The 17,492-nt window shown below is 60.4% G+C and carries 14 protein-coding genes and 2 pseudogenes; 4 read left to right on the top strand and 12 right to left on the bottom strand.

Features of this window, described 5'->3' with window-relative positions:
- Window positions 1–867 precede the first annotated feature (867 nt).
- The 3 genes from GB927_RS31385 to GB927_RS31375 are packed head-to-tail and all read right to left on the bottom strand — an operon-like array spanning window position 868 to window position 3,103.
- Entirely contained in the window at window positions 868–1,392 is a 525-nt protein-coding gene (locus GB927_RS31385; RefSeq protein ID WP_052114352.1) for a cytochrome b, read from the bottom strand.
- Entirely contained in the window at window positions 1,389–2,921 is a 1,533-nt protein-coding gene (locus GB927_RS31380) for a thymidine phosphorylase family protein (RefSeq protein ID WP_080843324.1), read from the bottom strand. Before GB927_RS31380 ends, GB927_RS31385 begins: the two co-directional genes overlap by 4 nt.
- Window positions 2,918–3,103, bottom strand: a complete 186-nt coding sequence (locus GB927_RS31375; RefSeq protein ID WP_407923796.1) for an MBL fold metallo-hydrolase RNA specificity domain-containing protein — start codon at window positions 3,101–3,103, stop codon at window positions 2,918–2,920. The genes GB927_RS31380 and GB927_RS31375 overlap by 4 nt, the downstream gene beginning before the upstream one ends.
- A gap of 28 nt (window positions 3,104–3,131) precedes the next feature.
- Here GB927_RS31375 and GB927_RS31370 point away from each other — a divergent pair.
- The 3 genes and pseudogenes from GB927_RS31370 to GB927_RS31360 all read left to right on the top strand — a co-directional run.
- Window positions 3,132–5,162 (top strand): annotated as a pseudogene (locus GB927_RS31370) (efflux RND transporter permease subunit); the annotation flags it as partial.
- Window positions 5,163–5,380: 218 nt separating this feature from the next.
- Window positions 5,381–6,226 carry an NAD(+) synthase gene (nadE, locus tag GB927_RS31365; protein ID WP_094542213.1) on the top strand — a complete coding sequence of 282 codons (846 nt, stop codon included), beginning with the start codon at window positions 5,381–5,383 and terminating at the stop codon, window positions 6,224–6,226.
- Window positions 6,227–6,596: 370 nt separating this feature from the next.
- Window positions 6,597–6,806, top strand: a complete 210-nt coding sequence (locus GB927_RS31360; protein ID WP_094542212.1) for a heavy-metal-associated domain-containing protein — start codon at window positions 6,597–6,599, stop codon at window positions 6,804–6,806.
- A gap of 203 nt (window positions 6,807–7,009) precedes the next feature.
- Here GB927_RS31360 and GB927_RS31355 read toward each other — a convergent pair.
- Window positions 7,010–7,411, bottom strand: a pseudogene (locus GB927_RS31355) (copper chaperone PCu(A)C); the annotation flags it as partial.
- Window positions 7,412–7,425: 14 nt separating this feature from the next.
- Entirely contained in the window at window positions 7,426–9,561 is a 2,136-nt protein-coding gene (locus GB927_RS31350; RefSeq protein ID WP_208620228.1) for a heavy metal translocating P-type ATPase, read from the bottom strand.
- Window positions 9,562–9,627: 66 nt separating this feature from the next.
- Here GB927_RS31350 and GB927_RS31345 point away from each other — a divergent pair, with 66 nt between their 5' ends.
- The gene (locus tag GB927_RS31345) at window positions 9,628–10,035 is read left to right on the top strand and encodes a MerR family transcriptional regulator (protein WP_094542210.1); all 408 of its coding nucleotides are present in this window, start codon (window positions 9,628–9,630) and stop codon (window positions 10,033–10,035) included.
- Window positions 10,036–10,218: 183 nt separating this feature from the next.
- Here GB927_RS31345 and GB927_RS31340 read toward each other — a convergent pair whose 3' ends face one another.
- From GB927_RS31340 to GB927_RS31310, 7 genes are all read right to left on the bottom strand, one after another.
- Entirely contained in the window at window positions 10,219–10,824 is a 606-nt protein-coding gene (locus GB927_RS31340) for a cation efflux transmembrane domain-containing protein (RefSeq protein ID WP_256121160.1), read from the bottom strand.
- Between the two features lie 85 nt (window positions 10,825–10,909).
- Window positions 10,910–11,431 (bottom strand): signal peptidase II, encoded by a 522-nt coding sequence (lspA, locus tag GB927_RS31335; RefSeq protein ID WP_094542208.1) that lies wholly within the window; start codon window positions 11,429–11,431, stop codon window positions 10,910–10,912.
- A gap of 490 nt (window positions 11,432–11,921) precedes the next feature.
- The gene (locus GB927_RS31330) at window positions 11,922–12,983 is read right to left on the bottom strand and encodes a L,D-transpeptidase family protein (protein WP_167388195.1); all 1,062 of its coding nucleotides are present in this window, start codon (window positions 12,981–12,983) and stop codon (window positions 11,922–11,924) included.
- 129 nt (window positions 12,984–13,112) lie between these two features.
- Window positions 13,113–13,811, bottom strand: a complete 699-nt coding sequence (gene scpB / locus GB927_RS31325) for an SMC-Scp complex subunit ScpB (RefSeq protein WP_256121159.1) — start codon at window positions 13,809–13,811, stop codon at window positions 13,113–13,115.
- A gap of 3 nt (window positions 13,812–13,814) precedes the next feature.
- Entirely contained in the window at window positions 13,815–14,768 is a 954-nt protein-coding gene (locus tag GB927_RS31320) for a DUF1403 family protein (RefSeq protein ID WP_256121157.1), read from the bottom strand.
- A 578-nt stretch (window positions 14,769–15,346) separates the two neighbouring features.
- The gene (locus GB927_RS31315) at window positions 15,347–16,399 is read right to left on the bottom strand and encodes a PfkB family carbohydrate kinase (protein ID WP_256121156.1); all 1,053 of its coding nucleotides are present in this window, start codon (window positions 16,397–16,399) and stop codon (window positions 15,347–15,349) included.
- Window positions 16,396–17,475 carry a hypothetical protein gene (locus GB927_RS31310; protein WP_256121155.1) on the bottom strand — a complete coding sequence of 360 codons (1,080 nt, stop codon included), beginning with the start codon at window positions 17,473–17,475 and terminating at the stop codon, window positions 16,396–16,398. Before GB927_RS31310 ends, GB927_RS31315 begins: the two co-directional genes overlap by 4 nt.
- Between the last annotated feature and the right edge of the window lie 17 nt (window positions 17,476–17,492).

Below are 17,492 nucleotides of genomic sequence, written 5' to 3'. Positions count from 1 at the left end.
GCCGCTGCCTACCGATTTCGGCAAGGTCCGTGCATGGCCCTTTCTGGCTCGCCGGCAGCCGACGATTGGAGGCTATGTCACGTCGGCGTCACGCAGAACGGCTCGTCTCCTCGGCCGTATCGTTGGGCGGCCTGGGACGCGCACGGTCGGAAGACTAAGGCATTGTGCCAGTCCTCGGGTCGGCTGGAGCACACGGACAGAACAGGCCGAAGGTGCTCAGATGACCAAGATGGATCGCGGAGGTCGCTTCTGACGACGCAACTCCGCGGATGAGGGCACGGGCGATGCAGCCGGCGAGACTGTCTCGGCGTTCAACGTGCGCCAGCTCCAGGCCGTGTTCAGCGGAGCGCAGAGGAAGCACCCGAGGCTCGACAGGCAGTGACCGCTGTCGCACGGGTGCTCGGCGCCGCGTTGGGTATCGTTGTCGCAGGGCATGCGCACGAGGAGGTCGGCACAATCCCCAGCTTGAGTCATGAGCGCCGGGATGCCCTCCCTTGAAGCAGCACGCGCTTGATGCCCGCCATCTGTGAGAAACGCCGTAAGCCCGAACGCGATGGCGAAGAAAAGGATAAACCCGCGCCGCAAGGCGGTCGCCCAATTATGCGACCTTCTGAACGCCTTGACCATTGTCACGCCGGCGGCCACCACGGCTCATCCTTCGGTTTGCTTGAATGTAGAAACTGGGGGCAAATCTAGCGCAGATCCAGAATGATCACTTTGCGCTGCATCAAACACGTAGGGATCAATGCTTGCGAGGCCGCTCACCGAAACGACCTGCGCGCCAATCTCCGCAAATGAGTGTGCTGCTCGCGCGGAGAAGCGCGCTCGACTAGATAGAATTTACCCGTGGGCTGACTGTCCGGCGCGCTATTTCGTGTTCCTGATCATTCGCCGCAGCACGTCGTCGCGACGCCAGAAGTGATGCCACAGAGCAGCGAGGGCGTGAGTGGTCGCAACGACCAGAAGCATCCAGCTCAGCAGGCTGTGCAGGGAAGCGATGCGGAACGTCACGTACATAGCGATCGTGCCTGTGATCGGCAGTGCGAGCAATAGGCCGTAGAGCACCGCATGAGTGACCCCTGCGATCATGCGCTCAAGCACCGACATGCCCTGGATCGGAGGTGGTCGGCCATATGTGAAGCGCAGAATAAGTTGACTGAGCGCCAGCGCCATAATCAGCCATCCGCTCCAGGCGTGAACCTGATGCAGGAAAAGGTCGAAGGGTTTAGGTTTCAAGAAAAGGTGCGCCATGTGCGTGCGTTGGATCGCCCAGGCCGTGGGGACCTGGATGATACACAGGATAAGGACCATCCAGTGCATCAAGCGCTGGTAGATCGAGAATGCGCCGGCCGAACGGTGCCGGCGTATCCAAATGGACAGCCGCCACGTCAACTTTCGACCTCGAAAAGGTCGCCTGCATGCGCGGCATAGTCCAGTGCGTAGCCAAGTTCACCAGCCGTCTCGGCGTGAACGTGCAAAAGCGGCTGGCCGCTGGCGATCTCGTCGCCGAGGCGGACGGCCATTTGGACGCCTGCCGCCTTCGACTCCGGCGCTCCGGCGAGCTTGGCGAGTCGGGCGATTTTGCGATTGTTGATATGGACGACGCGGCCGGCGCGCGACGCGATCAACGGATGAACCTGTGCGGCCTTCGGTGGCTCACGAAGTCCGCCTTGCGCCTCGCAGATCGCCATGAACTTCGACCAGGCACGACCGTCGACCAAGGTCGCCAACGCAAGCGCTTCACCTTTCCCCTTTGCGGCCTTTCCACCGATCTCAAGCGCGGCGCCCGCCAACAGGATCGCGCGGCGTCGCAGATCGTCCGGCGCATCCGGCGCGTTTTGAAGAACCGCCAGGACGTCGAAGGCTTCTAGACCTGGGCCGATGCCGCGCCCGACGGGTTGCGAACCGTCGGTCTGGACGCAGGTCAGGGCCAGATCGAAACGGGCAGCGACGGCGCTGAGGCGACTGGCGAGCTGATCGGCGGCCGCTTCGCTGCGCACCTTGGCGGTTGCCCCAACCGGGATGTCGATAACCACATGCGTCGAGCCAGCGGCGATTTTTTTTGAAAGGACGGAAGCGACAAGCTGTCCCTCGGTATCCACGTCGAGTTCGCGTTCGATCCGGACGAAAATGTCGTCGGCGGGGCTGAGATGCACCGCCCCGCCCCAGGCGATGCATCCGCCTTCTGCTTCCACGACGCGTCGAAGGGTTTCGATGCTGAGGTCGACAGGGGCAAGCGTTTCCATTGTGTCGGCGGTGCCGGCTGGCGAGGTAATCGCGCGCGAAGACGTCTTCGGCATGACAAGGCCATTGGCGGCCACGATCGCGACGACGATCGGCGTGGTTCGATTGCCCGGCAACCCGCCGACACAGTGCTTGTCCACAACGATCGGAGCATTCCAGCTCATCCGGTCGCCGACATCGACCATGGCGCGCGTGAGGTCAACAGTCTCGCTCTCGTCGAGAGGAAGCGCGGCACTGGCGGTCAGAAAGGCGGCGAGATGGACCTCGGTATAGCGGCCTGCGACCACGTCGCTCACGATTTCGGCAAAGGCGTGCGCGTCGAGGCGATTGCCATATATGCGACGGCGCACGCTCGTCAGAGACTCCACGGCCGGAGGATGGGTCACCGTCACATTGTCATTCTCGCTAACGCCGAGGATCTGCCAGGCTGTTTCAGAAAGACCGACTTCATCCTGAGCGAGCAATGCATCTCCTTCGACCTGAAAGAGCGTTGCCTGTACCTGTCTCGCGCCGATCGAGACGAGGACCTGGGTGCGCGCGGACAGACCCTCCGAGCGGCAGACATGGCAATCGGTGCGCATCACCACCACGGCCTGGTGCTGAGTGTGCAGCCGCAGGCGCCGCACGCGTAGCGTCGGCTGAGAAGGAACCTCGGGTTCGACGTTGTTGATCGTCATAGGTCGAAAGCCTGATTCTGGCGTGAGACGACTGCGTTCCATCCAAGCTCGCGGTCGATCCGCACGCGCAGCGCTTCGGAGGCATCGTCTTCACCATGCACGATGAACACGCGGGACGGCGGCCGACGGAAGCCGGACAGCCAGCGCATCAGCTCGTTTGCGTCGGCGTGCGCCGACAGCATGGACAGGTCCGCGACCTCTGCCCGAACCGGGATCGGTGCAAACATCATGAGCCTCGGCGGCATCGCTATCGCCATCGGCGCGATGATCGACGCGGCGATCGTCATGATCGAGAATGCCCATAAGCATCTCGAGCGTGCGCCGCCTGACAAGCCACGGGTGGAAATCCTCATAGAGGCGGCGAGCGAGGTCGGGCCGGCGCTGTTCTTCAGCCTGCTGATCATCACCGTGTCGTTCCTGCCGATCTTTACACTGGAATCGCAGGAAGGCCGGCTGTTCGGGCCGCTCGCCTTCACCAAGACTTTCTCGATGGCTGCTGCCGCCCTGCTATCGGTGACGCTTGTGCCTGCACTGATGATCCTCTTCGTTCGGGGCTATATCGTTCCCGAGCACAAGAACCCTCTCAATCGGTTCCTGATCTGGATCTACCGCCCCGTCATTGCTGGGGTGTTGCGGGTCAAGACATTGACGATTCTGGCGGCGCTCGTCATCCTCGGGGTCACTGCCTGGCCCGTCCAGCATATCGGTAGCGAGTTCATGCCCAATCTCGACGAGGGCACGCTGATGTACATGCCGACCACCTTGCCCGGCATATCGGTCACCAAGGCGGCCGAGCTGATGCAGACGCAGGACCGCATCATCAAGTCCTTCCCGGAAGTCCAAACCGTCTTTGGCAAGGCCGGGCGGGCGCTGACCGCCACCGACCCGGCGCCGACGGAGATGTTCGAGACGATCATCACCCTGAAGCCGAAGTCGGAATGGCGGCCGGGGGTCACCACCGACAGCCTGAAACAGGAGATGGACGCCGCCCTGCAGTTCCCCGGCGTCTCCAATGCCTGGACCATGCCGATCCGCGCCCGCATCGATATGCTGTCGACCGGGATCAGAACGCCCGTCGGGGTTAAAGTCTACGGTACAGATCTCGGCGAGATGGAAAAAGTCGCTCGCCAAATCGAAAGCGTGCTGAAGACAATCCCCGGTACGTCGAGCGCCTATGCCGAGCGGGTGATCGGCGGCTACTACCTCGACATCGTTCCCGATCGAACGGCGCTCGGCCGTTACGGGCTGACCATCAACGATGTCCAGGACGTTGTCGGCATGGCGCTGGGCTCCGAGGTCGTTACCCAGACGGTCGAAGGCCGGGAACGATATGGCGTGGCAATACGGTATCCACGGGCCTCGCGAAGCGATCCGCAGTCGATCGCCAGGGACGTGCAGATATCCCTGCCGGGCGGCGGGACGGTTCCTCTCGGCGAGGTCGCGGACGTCAAGCTGACGCGCGGAGCGACAACCATCCGCACCGAAAACGGCCAGCTCGCCGTCTACATCTACGTCGACATCGCCAACCGCGATCTCGGCGGCTATGTCCCCGAAGCCCAGCAGGCAGTGGCAAGGAGCGTGACGATGCCTCCAGGCTATTCCGTCGCCTGGAGCGGTCAGTTCGAATATCTCCAACGGGCCGAAGCACGACTGGCCGTCGTCGTTCCCCTGACCCTGGCCCTGATCTTCCTGCTGCTCTACCTGAACTTCAAGGCGCTGACGGAGACTGTCATCGTAATGCTGTCGCTGCCGTTCGCGCTGGTCGGCGGCATCTGGCTGATGTGGTGGATGGGCTTCAACGCCTCGGTGGCGGTCGCCGTCGGCTTCATTGCCCTTGCAGGCGTGGCGGCGGAAACCGGGGTGATCATGTTGATCTATCTCGACCACGCCCTGAAGGAGCAACGCGAAGCCTGCGAACAGGAGGGTCGTTCCTTCTCGAAGCCGGACCTCAATCGGGCGATCATGGTCGGCGCGGTCGAGCGCGTCCGACCGAAGATGATGACCGTCGCCGCCATCATGGCCGGCCTCGTGCCGATCCTGTGGAGGACCGGCACGGGATCGGAGATCATGCAACGGATCGCCGTACCGATGATCGGCGGCATGGTGTCGTCGACGCTGCTGACGCTGGTCGTCATTCCGGCCGTCTATGGGCTGATCAAGGGATGGCGACTGCCAGCCGCATCCGAAGCGGATCATGCTGTAACCGAGAACCAGAGGCGCAGTCTGCAGGCTGCTGAATGACCTAATGGCCGGATCCTCACGACGGCCTCGGCCATTGGTCACACAAATTAAGCCACGACCACGCGCTGCAACAGGCAACTTTCCGCTGTAAGCTTGCCGCTTCCCGGGTAGACGCCTTCCAGCCCAACTGACGAACGCGAAACAGATGACCGACATCGAGGGAATTGATCAGCCCCTATGAAAGGCCTTGACGTCACCGCGCCTGGGCTTAGCTATTGATGCGTTCGTCAAACGAAGGAACGACCTTGCTGCATCAACAGGCCGATATCATCCACGCACTCGGCGTCGCACCGAGCTTCGATGCAGCAGCAGAGACAGAACGTCGGATCGCGTTTCTGGCCGATTACCTTCGCACTAGGGCATTACGGGCCTTTGTCCTTGGCATCAGCGGCGGCGTGGATTCCCTGACCGCCGCCATCCTGGCCCAGACCGCTTCAAACCGCCTGCGCGAGCACGGCCACAAAGCGGAATTCGTCGCAGTGCGGCTCCCGTATGGCGTTCAGGCTGATGAAGCCGATGCGCAGAAAGCCTTAGCGGCGATCCGTCCCGATCGAACCGTCACCATCGACATCAAACCGGCTGCCGATGCCATGCTTGCAGAGATCCGTCGTCAGGCAGGAGAATTGTTTGAGGTAGAGAGGGTCGATTTCCACCTCGGCAATATCAAGGCACGTCAGCGCATGATTGCGCAATACGCGTTGGCGGGCGCCGTCGGCGGCTTGGTGATCGGTACGGATCACGCCGCCGAGGCGCTGATGGGGTTCTTCACGAAATTCGGAGACGGCGCTGCGGATATCCTTCCACTTTCGGGTCTTACCAAGCGCCGCGTCCGTGCAATTGCAAAGCACGTCGGAGCGCCACAGGAACTGATCGACAAGGTGCCGACCGCCGACCTAGAAAGCGATGCGCCGCTGCGTCCTGACGAGGAGGCTTACGGCGTCACCTACGACGAGATTGACGATTTTCTCGAGGGTAAGGTGATCACGGAACCAGCTCGCGAGCGAATCCTCACCATGTACACAGCGACCGCACACAAGCGAGCACTGCCGGTCACACCAGAGTAATCACAATGCCCGCCGGCAAACATATCGCATAGCATCAGGTATGAAGCGTGACCCGGTTCCACCACCATCTGATTAAGCGTGCAGGGCAGAGGCCCTGCTAAACACCTCAATCTGGGGCTTTATAGCTCTGATCTGCGTTCCTAGGTTTTTAACTCGGTACGTAGCACGATGCAGAGTGGTACTGGATCAACGGCGCTTCATTGGCTGCGGATGCCTCCCGGACATTGGCTTGGCGGCAAATGATCGAAGGGCCCAAAAATTTCTAGGAACCGTGAGCCCTTTGGGTTGACCCTGCAGCCGCTACAGGGTGCAAAGTTTTGACGCGTTGGGAAACTTAACTCACGTCAGCTTAGTCCTGAAAGGATTTCAGATGGAAACTGTAGAAATGAATGTGGTCGGAATGGACTGCGCGAGCTGTGTCGCAAAGGTCGAGAAGGGCCTACGCGCGCTTCCCGGCGTGCTGGACGTCAACGTTTCACTCGATAGCACTAGGGCGATCGTTCAGATCGATCCCGAGATCATCGGCGCCGACATACTGCAGGAGACGGTTGTGGACCTCGGATACACGGTCTCGAACTGAGCGCCCCGACGTCTCCGTCAGGCCGGTCGACCTCTTCTACATCCGGCCTGACACCGCGGCTGTCTCTCGGTTTCGACCTCGCTCAGCACGAATTGGTTCTATTGCGAGTTCCTGACCTGACAGACAGGCCGTCGAGAGGATAAGAGCACCTGGAGACCTGTGGCGATCGCAGGTTGCACGCTCCCGCCCCGCGGGCGGCGGCATCAGGGCCAGGCGCCGATTAAGATCGCGACAGGAATCGCGCCGGCAACTAAGCAGCGGTGCGGACAATCTTCAGCACGGTCAGTCAGCCTTCGGCCTGCGTCGTCATGGGCTTTGGCGGGCTTGGAAACCCCGAGCCCCTGGACAGCCAAGTCCACGGTTGTCGAGCCAGCGTTCTTGAAGTTGAGACTGACGGCGAAGCGCTCCCCTGCCGCCAGTTGCTTCCTAAGCTTCGCAAACATGATGTGCGATGCGCCCGCCCTCAAAGCTAGGGTTTCTCCCGGCATTATTTCGATCGCATCTTCGAACTGACGCATTTTGGCGACCCCCTTAACGAGGGTCGATTGATGAATTTCGAATTTCTCGGAAAGCGCTGTAGATCCGGAAAGCAGGGCATCGGCCTCCTTTCCAGTTGCTCCTACTCGATATCACGGCGGCGATGGCGAAGAAGGCGAAGTGCATTGGCTGTTACCAGGACCGTCGCCCCCGTATCAGCCAGAATCGCCATCCAAAGCGTGGTAACACCGAAAAGCGTCGTGCCGAGGAAAATGACCTTGAGACCAAGAGCGAGCCCGATATTTTGCCAGATGTTGCCAAGCGTCGCCTTTGAGAGGGCAATGAGATCGGCCACTCCCATAACCTTGTCGCGAAGCAGCGCGGCGTCGGCGGTTTCCAGCGCGACATCGGTTCCTCCGCCCATTGCCACCCCGACCGAAGCGGTGGCGAGCGCCGGAGCGTCATTGATACCGTCGCCGATCATGGCGATGGGCGCTTGCGTCTTGAGGCGCGAGATCTCGGCAAGCTTGGCGTCCGGAAGTAGTTCCGCCTTCACGTCCAGTCCGAGCGCCGATCCTATCGCTATTGCCGTGCGCTGATTGTCGCCGGTGAGCATGATAGTTTTGACGCCGATATCCTGCAGATGCCGGATGGCAGTTGCGGCGTCGTCCCGCGGCTCGTCCCTGAGCGCGATCAGGCCCTCAATCTTGCCGTTCATCATCAGAACGACGACCGTCTTTCCTTCTTCCTCAAGGTAGGTGATCCGCCGGGCAAATTCGTCATCGAGTACGGCCTGCTCGGCGGCAAATCGGGGAGACCCGACGGAGACGAAGCCGTTCTTCAACCGCGCAGTAACCGCTTTTCCGGGCGTTGCCTTGGCACCGCCGAAGCTTGCCGGCACAGATAAGCCTTTTGCGACCGCCGCTTCACCAATCGCGACGCCTAGCGGATGGCTGCTGTTCCGTTCGACGGCGGCCGCGCGGGCCAGCACATCGGCCTCTGTCCCGACAATTGCCAACACATCCGTGACCTGCGGTCGGCCGCGGGTCAGCGTTCCTGTCTTGTCGAAGGCGACGGTCTTGACCTTTCCGAGCGTCTCAAGTGCCGCGCCGCCCTTGATAAGCAGACCCTTGCGAGCGCCGGCCGCAAGTCCGGACGCTATGGCCGCCGGCGTGGAGATGACCAGCGCACAGGGGCAGGCGATCAGGAGCGTGGAGAGGCCACGGTAGATCCACGTCGCCCACTCGCCGCCGAAGAAGATCGGCGGCACGACGATGACCAGCGCCGCCACCACCATAGCCGCCGGCGTATACCAGGCGCTGAAGCGATCGATCAGCCGTGCCATTGGTGCCTTCGACGACTGCGCTTCCTCGACCATATGAATGATGCGCGAGATTGTATTGTCGGCCGCGACATGACTGATCGCCACCCGAAGCTCGCCATTGGTGTTGATGCTGCCGGCATAGACCTTGTCGCCGACGTTCTTGGCGACCGGAACGGACTCACCTGTCACCGGAGCCTCGTTGAGTTCGGAAAAGCCCTGCGTGACTTTGCCATCGGAGGGAACACGATCGCCGGGCCGCACGACGACTATGTCGTCGATCGCCAGTTCCTCTACTGCAACCTTCTCGACCACGCCATCGCGCTCGCGAAAGGCAGTCCTTGGGACAAGATCGATCAATGCCTTGATACCAGCCCGGGCGCGGCCGGCCGCGATGGTTTCGAGAAGCTCGCCAACGGCAAACAGCAGGATTACGACCGCCGACTCCTCGGCGGCCCCAATCAGCAACGCCCCGAGCGCGGCAACCGTCATCAGCGTTTCGATGCTAAACGGCGTTCCGGAGACAGCACCGACGAAGGCACGTCTTGCGAACGGAACGATGGCGATCAGCGCCGCTACCGAGTAAGCGATCTGACCCCAGTCCGGAGATACGTGGGCGATGCTCCAGGCAACTGCAAACATCGCGCCAGTGAAGATGACGAGACGCCCCTTCTTACCCTTCCACCATGCCTGGTCGTGGTAGTCCGGGAGCTGGCTGGCACCAGCTTGATTGTCCGCGCCCGCTGAAATTGGGGTGAAGCCGAGCCCTTTGATCTTGTCCTCGACAGTCTGCGGCGAGGTCCTGTCCTTATCCAGCATGATGACCATGCTTTCCTGACTGTAATTGACATTGATGTCGCTGACGCCTGGCAAGCGCTTCATCGCGTTTTCAATCTTCATTGCGCAGGCAGCGCAATCCATGCCCTTGATCTTCAATTTCAACGCGCTGGAAGCCATGACGTCACCTCGACAATTACGAACTGGCGCCTTACATGAGGCCTGTAGCAACTACAGGGTCAAGCCATGTCGCCAAACATTCTGACAATCGGGTATCTTGCCAAGAAAACCGGCACCAAGGTTGAAACGATCCGCTTTTATGAAAAGAACGGTTTGCTGCCCGAACCGGGCCGCACCGAGGGCAACTACCGCGCCTATGACCATGCGCACCTGAATCGACTGAGCTTCATCCGTCGCGCGCGCGACCTTGGATTTTCCCTCGATCAGGTACGCGGTCTTCTGAGGCTGAGTGACGACCGTGACCAGTCATGCATGGCGGTCGACGAAATTGCCAACGAGCATCGCGCCGAGGTCGAGCGCAAGATCCGCGACCTGCAGGCGTTGAAGGCGGAACTAGACAGTATTATCGACCAGTGTAGTTGTGGAACGGTCGCCGACTGCCGCATCATCGATTCTCTTTCGCCGAAGCATTAGGGGCCAACACAGATTCAAAAGCCGCTTTGATGTAAAGCGGCGGCTGGGAAGTGGGTGGCCGGCGCAGGCAGAGAGCGCATTCGACTGTTTGAGGCCCTCGTTCCAATGCGTCTGTGGCGGCAGGCGAATTGCCGACCAGCGTCGTGAACTGCAATGAACGCCGATCTCCTACATTGCAGGCCGCTAAGATGCGTCCTTCGCCTCTTCCAGGATTTCCCAGCCACCCCGCAGGACGATGCCTGCAACCAACACCCCGATAAGCAGATCCGGATAAGGAGAAGCGAAGAACATAACCGCTGCGCCCGAAACGACAATGCCGGCATTGGCGATCATATCGTTCGTCGTGAAAATCCACGACGCCTTCAGATGAACGCCCTGATCGCGATGCGATCGAAGAAGCTTCAGGCAAATGACATTCAGCGCGGCATTGATGAAGGCGGTAATGATCATGGCCAAGCCAATCGGCTCGGCGCCTACGAAAAACCGACGCCCTACCTCGACGAAAAGTGCCAGACCCAGGGCGATCAGCAGGATTCCGGACAGGCGCGCAACACGCACCTTTGCCACTACCGTCCGACCGACGGCGTAAAGGCTGATGGCATAAACGCCAGCGTCGCCCATATTATCGAGGGCTGCTCCCAGAAGACCGGTCGAGTCAGCGAAGACGCCAACGACGCCGGCGACGATCACTTGCAACAGATTGATGGCAAGGACCCAGACAAGCGTCGTTCGCTCGGAGGCATTTCTCGCGTCGAGCCGTATTTCGTCCTCGCGGTGTTTCTCGCTCATTCAAGTTTTCCCATTATTTCTGCACATAGAAAGCCGATGCACTGGTCCAGCGTCGCGTGCGGCTGAAACCCGACAACGTCTTCATTCAGCGCTTCTCGGTACTGGACGGTCCGGGTGTGCGTGCGGGCTCAAAAGAAAAGATCGAGCCTGCGATAAGCAGCGCTGCCCCGATGGTGATCGCGACATCTGCCATGTTGAAAGCGGGCCAATGCCAAGTCCCGATATGAAAATCGAGAAAGTCGGTGACGGCGCCATGCCACACGCGATCAAGAATATTTCCGGCCGCCCCACCGGCAATCAAACCGAGCGCAGTCGCTTCCAACGTCCGATCCGCTCGCATTGCCCAGACGATCAGCCCGATGGTTATGACGGTCTTTATGGTGGCCAGCAATAACGGACGCTCAAAGAAGATATCGCTGAACATTCCGAAACTGACGCCGGTATTGAAACCCAGTGTCAGGTTGAAGTAGCTCACAAGCTCAATCGTCCGCGGCGGGACCATGACGACGTTAACGATCAGCCACTTTGTCGCGATGTCGAAAAGAAGCGCGAGGACAAAAGCGATCGCAATCCAGACGGTTCGATGTCTAACGGAACTAGTCGGCAATATGATTTCCCCTCATTGGCTGGGCCTGATCGTTAGTGGAAGTCGAGCGCGAGGCGCCCACACCGCGCGCCGATGTCGCCCCGCGCCGTCGCTGCAGTTAGTCCCGCTTCTCGGCTGGCGCCAAACAAAGATTGCTCGACGGACTGAATGCCGCGAAATGGGACCCCGCCGCATCTCTTGGATAGGCTTCCTTCGTCAGATTCGTTCGAGCTTAGGTCTACAGCCTGTAGCGGCTACAGGGTCAATCGCCAATTTGCCGAAGCGTGACTAAAGAACATGCTGGCGATGTGGAGCGTTTACATTCAGCCTTGAAGAACTTCCCCGTCCCGGTCGAGGACCTGATGGATATCACCTGGGCAAGAAAATACGCCTAGACGAAACCGCGCCACAAACGTGAAGAGCCAGCGTAGCCGAGATAAAAGACAATCGTTCCCTCGTTGAGCGCGTTCCATGCTCGCGCAAATTGAACTTCAGGTGAAGAACTGCCCCATCAATCGGCGTCTCTGTCCTTTTCGGAACGGCTAAGCGCCGGTTTCCAAGGCTCGCCCTGGTAAGGGTCCGCCAAGGCCGCGTCTGGACGGCTGATCGGGTACTTAATGGTCGAGATTTTCTGGGCAAGCTTGTCGGCGCCGTTTTGCTTCAGCAGTTCGCGGAAGCTGGAGTGCATCCCACCGTCAGCATAGGCGGTCACGGTCGCAGGAGAATCCTTGTCGAGCAGCGCGGTCAGTTTCTGATCCTCTTGTTGAACTTTGGCGGAAAGGGTCGGATCTATAGCCTGTTTAAGAGGGGGACAGGCAGCAAGGGGGTTGGTAGGGTCCCTGTCGAAATCGGCGTTGAAAACATATCGACGATTGCACGCCGCGACTTTTGGCTGCCGCTTGGAAAATTCGAAGGCGTCGTAACCTTCTTTCAGGTTTTTCCAGAACGCGAAGTTCGGATCGCTGCGATTGGCCACCATATTCTCCACGGTCATGCGAAACGGATATGCCTGCACCTGAAACTTGTCTTGGCCACCGGCGAGTGCGCTGTGCACGAGGGCGTAGATTTCGCCGACACCTTGGTCGGTCATCGCGTAGCATCCCGACGAAGAACAAGCGCCGTGGACCATCAGAGCTTCGCCGGTGTAATTCAGTGCCGCCTCGAGGCGGTTCGGATAGCCAAGGTTGAACGATAGATAAAATTGCGACTTGGGATTCAGCATGCCTGTGGAGACATGATAAAATCCTTCGGGCGCCTGCCGATCGCCGGTCCGGGTTTTCGGGCCGAGTTTTCCTGACCATCGGCACATCGGATACACCTTCAAAAGTGCGTAGCGACCGGTCCGATCCTGCTTCCAAATCTCGAGCTCGCTTTCTTGTTTGAAGATCCGTATCAGCACTGGGCTCTCCGGCGTCATCCCTTTCTTTGCCATCTCTCCGACGAGTTTGACCGGAATTTTCGGCGACGGATCGCCGATATCGTCGAGGCTCATGGTGGTACAGCCGTTAAGTCCGGCGACAAGCAGCACAAACAAGACGAGCGGCCCGAGCCGGTGGAGTATTGCCTCGATCATTTTAGTCCGAGCCCTGATTCGCATGAAGAAAGGGTGCTACGGCCTGTAGCCACTGCAGGGTCAATACCCGTAGATCTAGATTCTCAACCTGAATCCCCTTTCCCGGATCCGGGCAAAGCCTGTGAATGGTCAGCGATCCGAAGCCTGGTAGTCCTCGCTGCTGTCGTCCTCGAAGTCGGCTTGTTCGTCCTGTTCGTCCGATGCGATCGGCATGTCGCCATCGAACCTCCTGTCCCTGCTCAGCAGGCCGGCATCTTCGAGCAATTCGAGGTTCGGCAGGTCGCGCAAAGTCCCTAACCCGAAGCGTGACAGGAAGGTCCGTGTCGTGACCAGCGTGTAAGGAGCGCCCGGCTGCGGACTGCGCGGACCCGAGGAAAGAAAACCCAAAGAGCGAATGTGAGCAACTCTATCACGGCTGACTTCCTTTCCGATGATCTTGGAAATCTCGTGTCGGGTGATCGGCTGGTGATAGGCGACTATTGCTAACACCAGCAGATCGGTTTGCGACAATGAGCGTCCTTCCTGCTCGACACCGGTGACACGGCGGATCGCATCAGCAAACCGGATGCGGGTCCGATGCTGCCAGCCGCCGGCCACGGAGACGAGCTCATAAGGCCGGTCACGCAGCTCGTCGCGGATGTCGTCGATCAGCAGGTCGATGCTGCAGTCGCGCCCGACCAACTGCGTCAGCGTCTCGCGGTTCACCGGCTCGGACGACGCGAAAATCACCGCCTCGACCCGGCCCATCCATTCGCGCCAGCGCAACTCCGGCGGCAGATCCGCCAGTTCAGTGTCCAGCCCCTCGGTCGATTGTGGCCGCCGTCCCATCGGCTACAATCCGTAAAGCCGGAACGTCGGCCGTCCGGTCAGCTCGCGCGCACCGCCGAGCGCCACCAACCGCTCGAACAGCCGACGGCTGGAGCGGTCGCTGGCCGTCCAGACCGGCCGCGCGGCCTGAGCATCTTCGCTGATCAGCGTGGCCACCACGACGTCAGCGTCCTTGCCGCGCAATTGGGGCGCCACGGCCAGCAGCTGTGCCGTTCGCCGCGCCAGATCGGCGTAAAGATCGAACGCCGCTGTTGCTCCTCGCCCATACGCGAAGGCACATGCGGTCCGCCACCGCTGCGGATCGGCACGCGGACCGGCGGCGAGGCGCAGGTCGTCCCCCTTCAGATGCGCCGCGAAGAGTGGCACCGGGACCGGCCAGTTCAGACGCCGGGCAAGCACCGCGTCCGCGAGCCAGAGTGCCAACGGCCGGCTATCAGGCCGCAGGTGTAGGCTGGCCGCGGCCGTCGTGCTCGCCGCCTCGATCGGGTTCCTGGTTCCGACGCTCGCCGTCAGTGCGGCGTTGATCGCCTCCTGCGCCGGCTCGTCGATCATGACCGACAAAAACTCGGCGAAGATCACCGGCCATTCGCCATTCAGCGATGCCGGCCCTAGCGAGGATTTTCTGCCCAGCGCCCTCCAGGCCTGCAGCAGCCGGCCAGCCGGCCCCGGATCGTCCCCGGGGCGGGTCAGATAGAGATGATCGCGCAGCGTCGCGGCGTCTTCCGTGCGCCCCTGCCAGCGGACGACGGCCTCTGCGGCCGACAGCGCCAGGCGCTGCCGCCAGAGCTGTCCCAGCGGATGCTCGCTGCGGGCGATCGGGTGGATAGCCGCGAGCGCCGCGCCGGCGAAAAGCTCCGCATCGCCAGCGCCTTGCCGCTCGCCGGCGGCCCGCGCCCAATCTGGCGGGAGTGGGAAGATGGGCGGGGGATCGGGGATGATTCGTGCGCGTGAGACCATGCTGAGCAGTACCACAAGACGGCGCTTTGAGCCAGTATCTGGCGCATAAACCGCCGCGCCCGTCGACAGATAAAAACGAACGATAAAGTTGGCTTATCGTTCGTAATTATTATCCTGGAGACCTAGTCGAAAACGGCAGGTTGAGCAGCGGAGGTCGCCTTCCGGAATATTCTGCTCCACCAAAAAGCCACGGCCCTCCCCTGCCGACTCCCCTCGAAAAGATTGCCGAGGGGTCGAACAGGCGCGGACGCAATACAAACCGCGCTCACGGACTCTGCGGGTGAAGTTAAAAGAAAACGTAAACGGCCGAGAAGCTCGATGATGATGACGGGGCAAAACTTGCCGGTGAGCGCAAGACCGTACCTAGGCGACACCAGCGATCACGCGCTGCTGAACCAGATCGCATCTCTTCGTAACGGTTATCCGCTGCACCGTCTCGCCCTTACCACTACTGCATCGGTCTGACAGACCTGTTCTCCATCGACGCCGAAATCCATCCGCCAGGCAAGACTTTGCGCTCGCCGAAAACACACTACTGACGGGAACAACTGGGGCGCCCAGGCTGAACTGGAAAAATGCTATGCTGCGGAGATATCGCGCGGGCATGCTGGGCAAGCCACTGACGGCTCCGTACTTTGCGGGCGTTCGACGACGCGCAGGAGCGGTTTCCCCGACACGATCGCATCGATCTGACGTTCAAATTCTTCCCGCCCCAGAACGTACATCCCGCCGCGTGCCCCCTCAAAGCCGCAATTCCATGCCGCAAGTGCTTGTCCAAATCGAAGCGCGCTCGCGATACCCTGTCCTCCGTCTTTTCTCAGCCCTTCGACGCCCTTGGAAGCCGCGGCCGCCAAGAACCCGGCTGTACACCAATCACCCGAGCCGCAGGTGTCAACCAGGCGAGGGGCAGGCACGGCAGGAAGGTTCAGCCACTCGGAAGGAACACCAGCTAAGCGATGCCTGTAGCGAAGACCTTGCGAGCCGAGGGTTTGGATTTCGACCAATGTCGCGTGATCGCCAGTCATCGTACCGCCAGCATCCGGCAGCCGCTGATCCGAATATTTGACGATATGAGCAATATGAAGTGCTTCTGAGAATAGCTTCTCGTCAGATTTCCCGGAAGGCTCAAATACGACAATGGCACCTGAACGGGCCGCCTCTGCGGCGAGAGAGAGCGCCGCGCGCGACACGCGGTCAAGGAAGAAAACAGACGATTGGGAGAGTGCTGGCAAAATGCTTTCTATCGCGTTTTGCGTGACCGGACGGTAGCTCGGAAGGCGTTGGCCACAATGAGGGCATGTCCACAGAAAGCGATGCGTCGGCGAACCGTCGCGCGCGCGCTTAATCTGCTGAATGATGATTGGCGTGTGCCCGGTTGGCGCACAATCGGTAAAATCCAGATGCACGCCCCATCTCGCGAGATCAACGCGAACCCGCTCGGAAGCGGGGTCACCATTCATACGGGCGATGGGATAGGAGTCCCAGCCAAGGTAGCTCATGATTGCAAGGATGTTGCCGCAGGTTCCACCAGTCCAGGAATGAACGGGCGCCTGGCTGTCGAGACCAATGACAAGATCGAGAGCGATCAGGCCTGTACCAAAAATGCTGGGCTTTTCGGACGAGGTAGTCATTGAATCAGTCCTTTCTTCAGCCTGGGGCGAGGCTGCGGGTAGACGTCTCCCTCCAACCAGACATGAATGAGATGCGGTGCCGGCATTTGAGGTTCCGCCGACGCTTTGAAATCATACCCTATCGACTCAAGGTAAGCGACTGGTAAATCCCTTTCTAGGGCGGCCATAAGCGCTCCCAGCGACATGACCTTCGTGCCGAGCGGCGATAGGATAAGGATCGAACCGCCGGCGTCGCGAAACACAGGTTTGCGCAGATCGTCCAGGCGAAGGATTGTCCGGTAAAGGTGCAAAGGATCCTGCTCATCCGCGTAAACAACATCGCGCGCATCGACCTTCCAGGCGCTTTCGAACTCAACCATGTACTCCTCGGCCAGCATGTCGCCCAACCGCGGGTCGCGGGCCGGAAATGGCAAAATCGGGCATGTGTCATGGGGAACAACGAAGTCATGGACACGCGATAGCGCCTGCCGCCGCCCTTTCGCGAGCTGAGGTAGCCAGAGTTTGGCTGCATTGGCTGCGGCGTCAAGCGTAAGTCCGCCCTTGAAACCGTGGACATAGCCCGGCGCATCGCTCGCAATCGAAGAGATCTGGGAATCGAGGCTCGGATCGTGCGCCACGAACAAATGGAGGTTCTTCGGCCCCCTTCCCCGATCGATGAGTTCAACGAAGTACCGAATGAGAGGAAATGCGGTACCGACCGAAAGCGCACTGATATCGACGACGACATCCGTCACATCCGCCATGTCTTGGCGAGACGCTGCCGTGGCCACATTCCTCCCCCCGACAACCGCGCCATCGGCGCCAAAAATCTCGATCCGGACGATTTCGTGATTGGGGATAGCCGTCTTCAGCCGCTCGATATTTGCCTCGGCACGGCGCGTCAGCTCCGCATCTGGATTCGGTCTACTCTCGCGTACGAACAAAGCCTTGAGATCGGCGCCGCCAGTTGCCAACCGGTCAACGACCTGGGTCGCTCTCGGATCAAACCCCGCCCCGGCGATGAGCAGCGTCTTGCGTTGCTTCTCTGGAAAGTACTCGGCGACGAAGCGCTCGGCTTCGATACCATCATGCGACACACACGGGTCCCATCGCC

The organism is Shinella lacus (genome assembly GCF_010994755.1).
Classification (GTDB): Bacteria; Pseudomonadota; Alphaproteobacteria; order Rhizobiales; family Rhizobiaceae; genus Shinella; species Shinella lacus.
The sequence above is the reverse complement of the archived record's forward strand: the minus strand, read 5'-3'. Positions and strand labels throughout refer to the sequence as shown.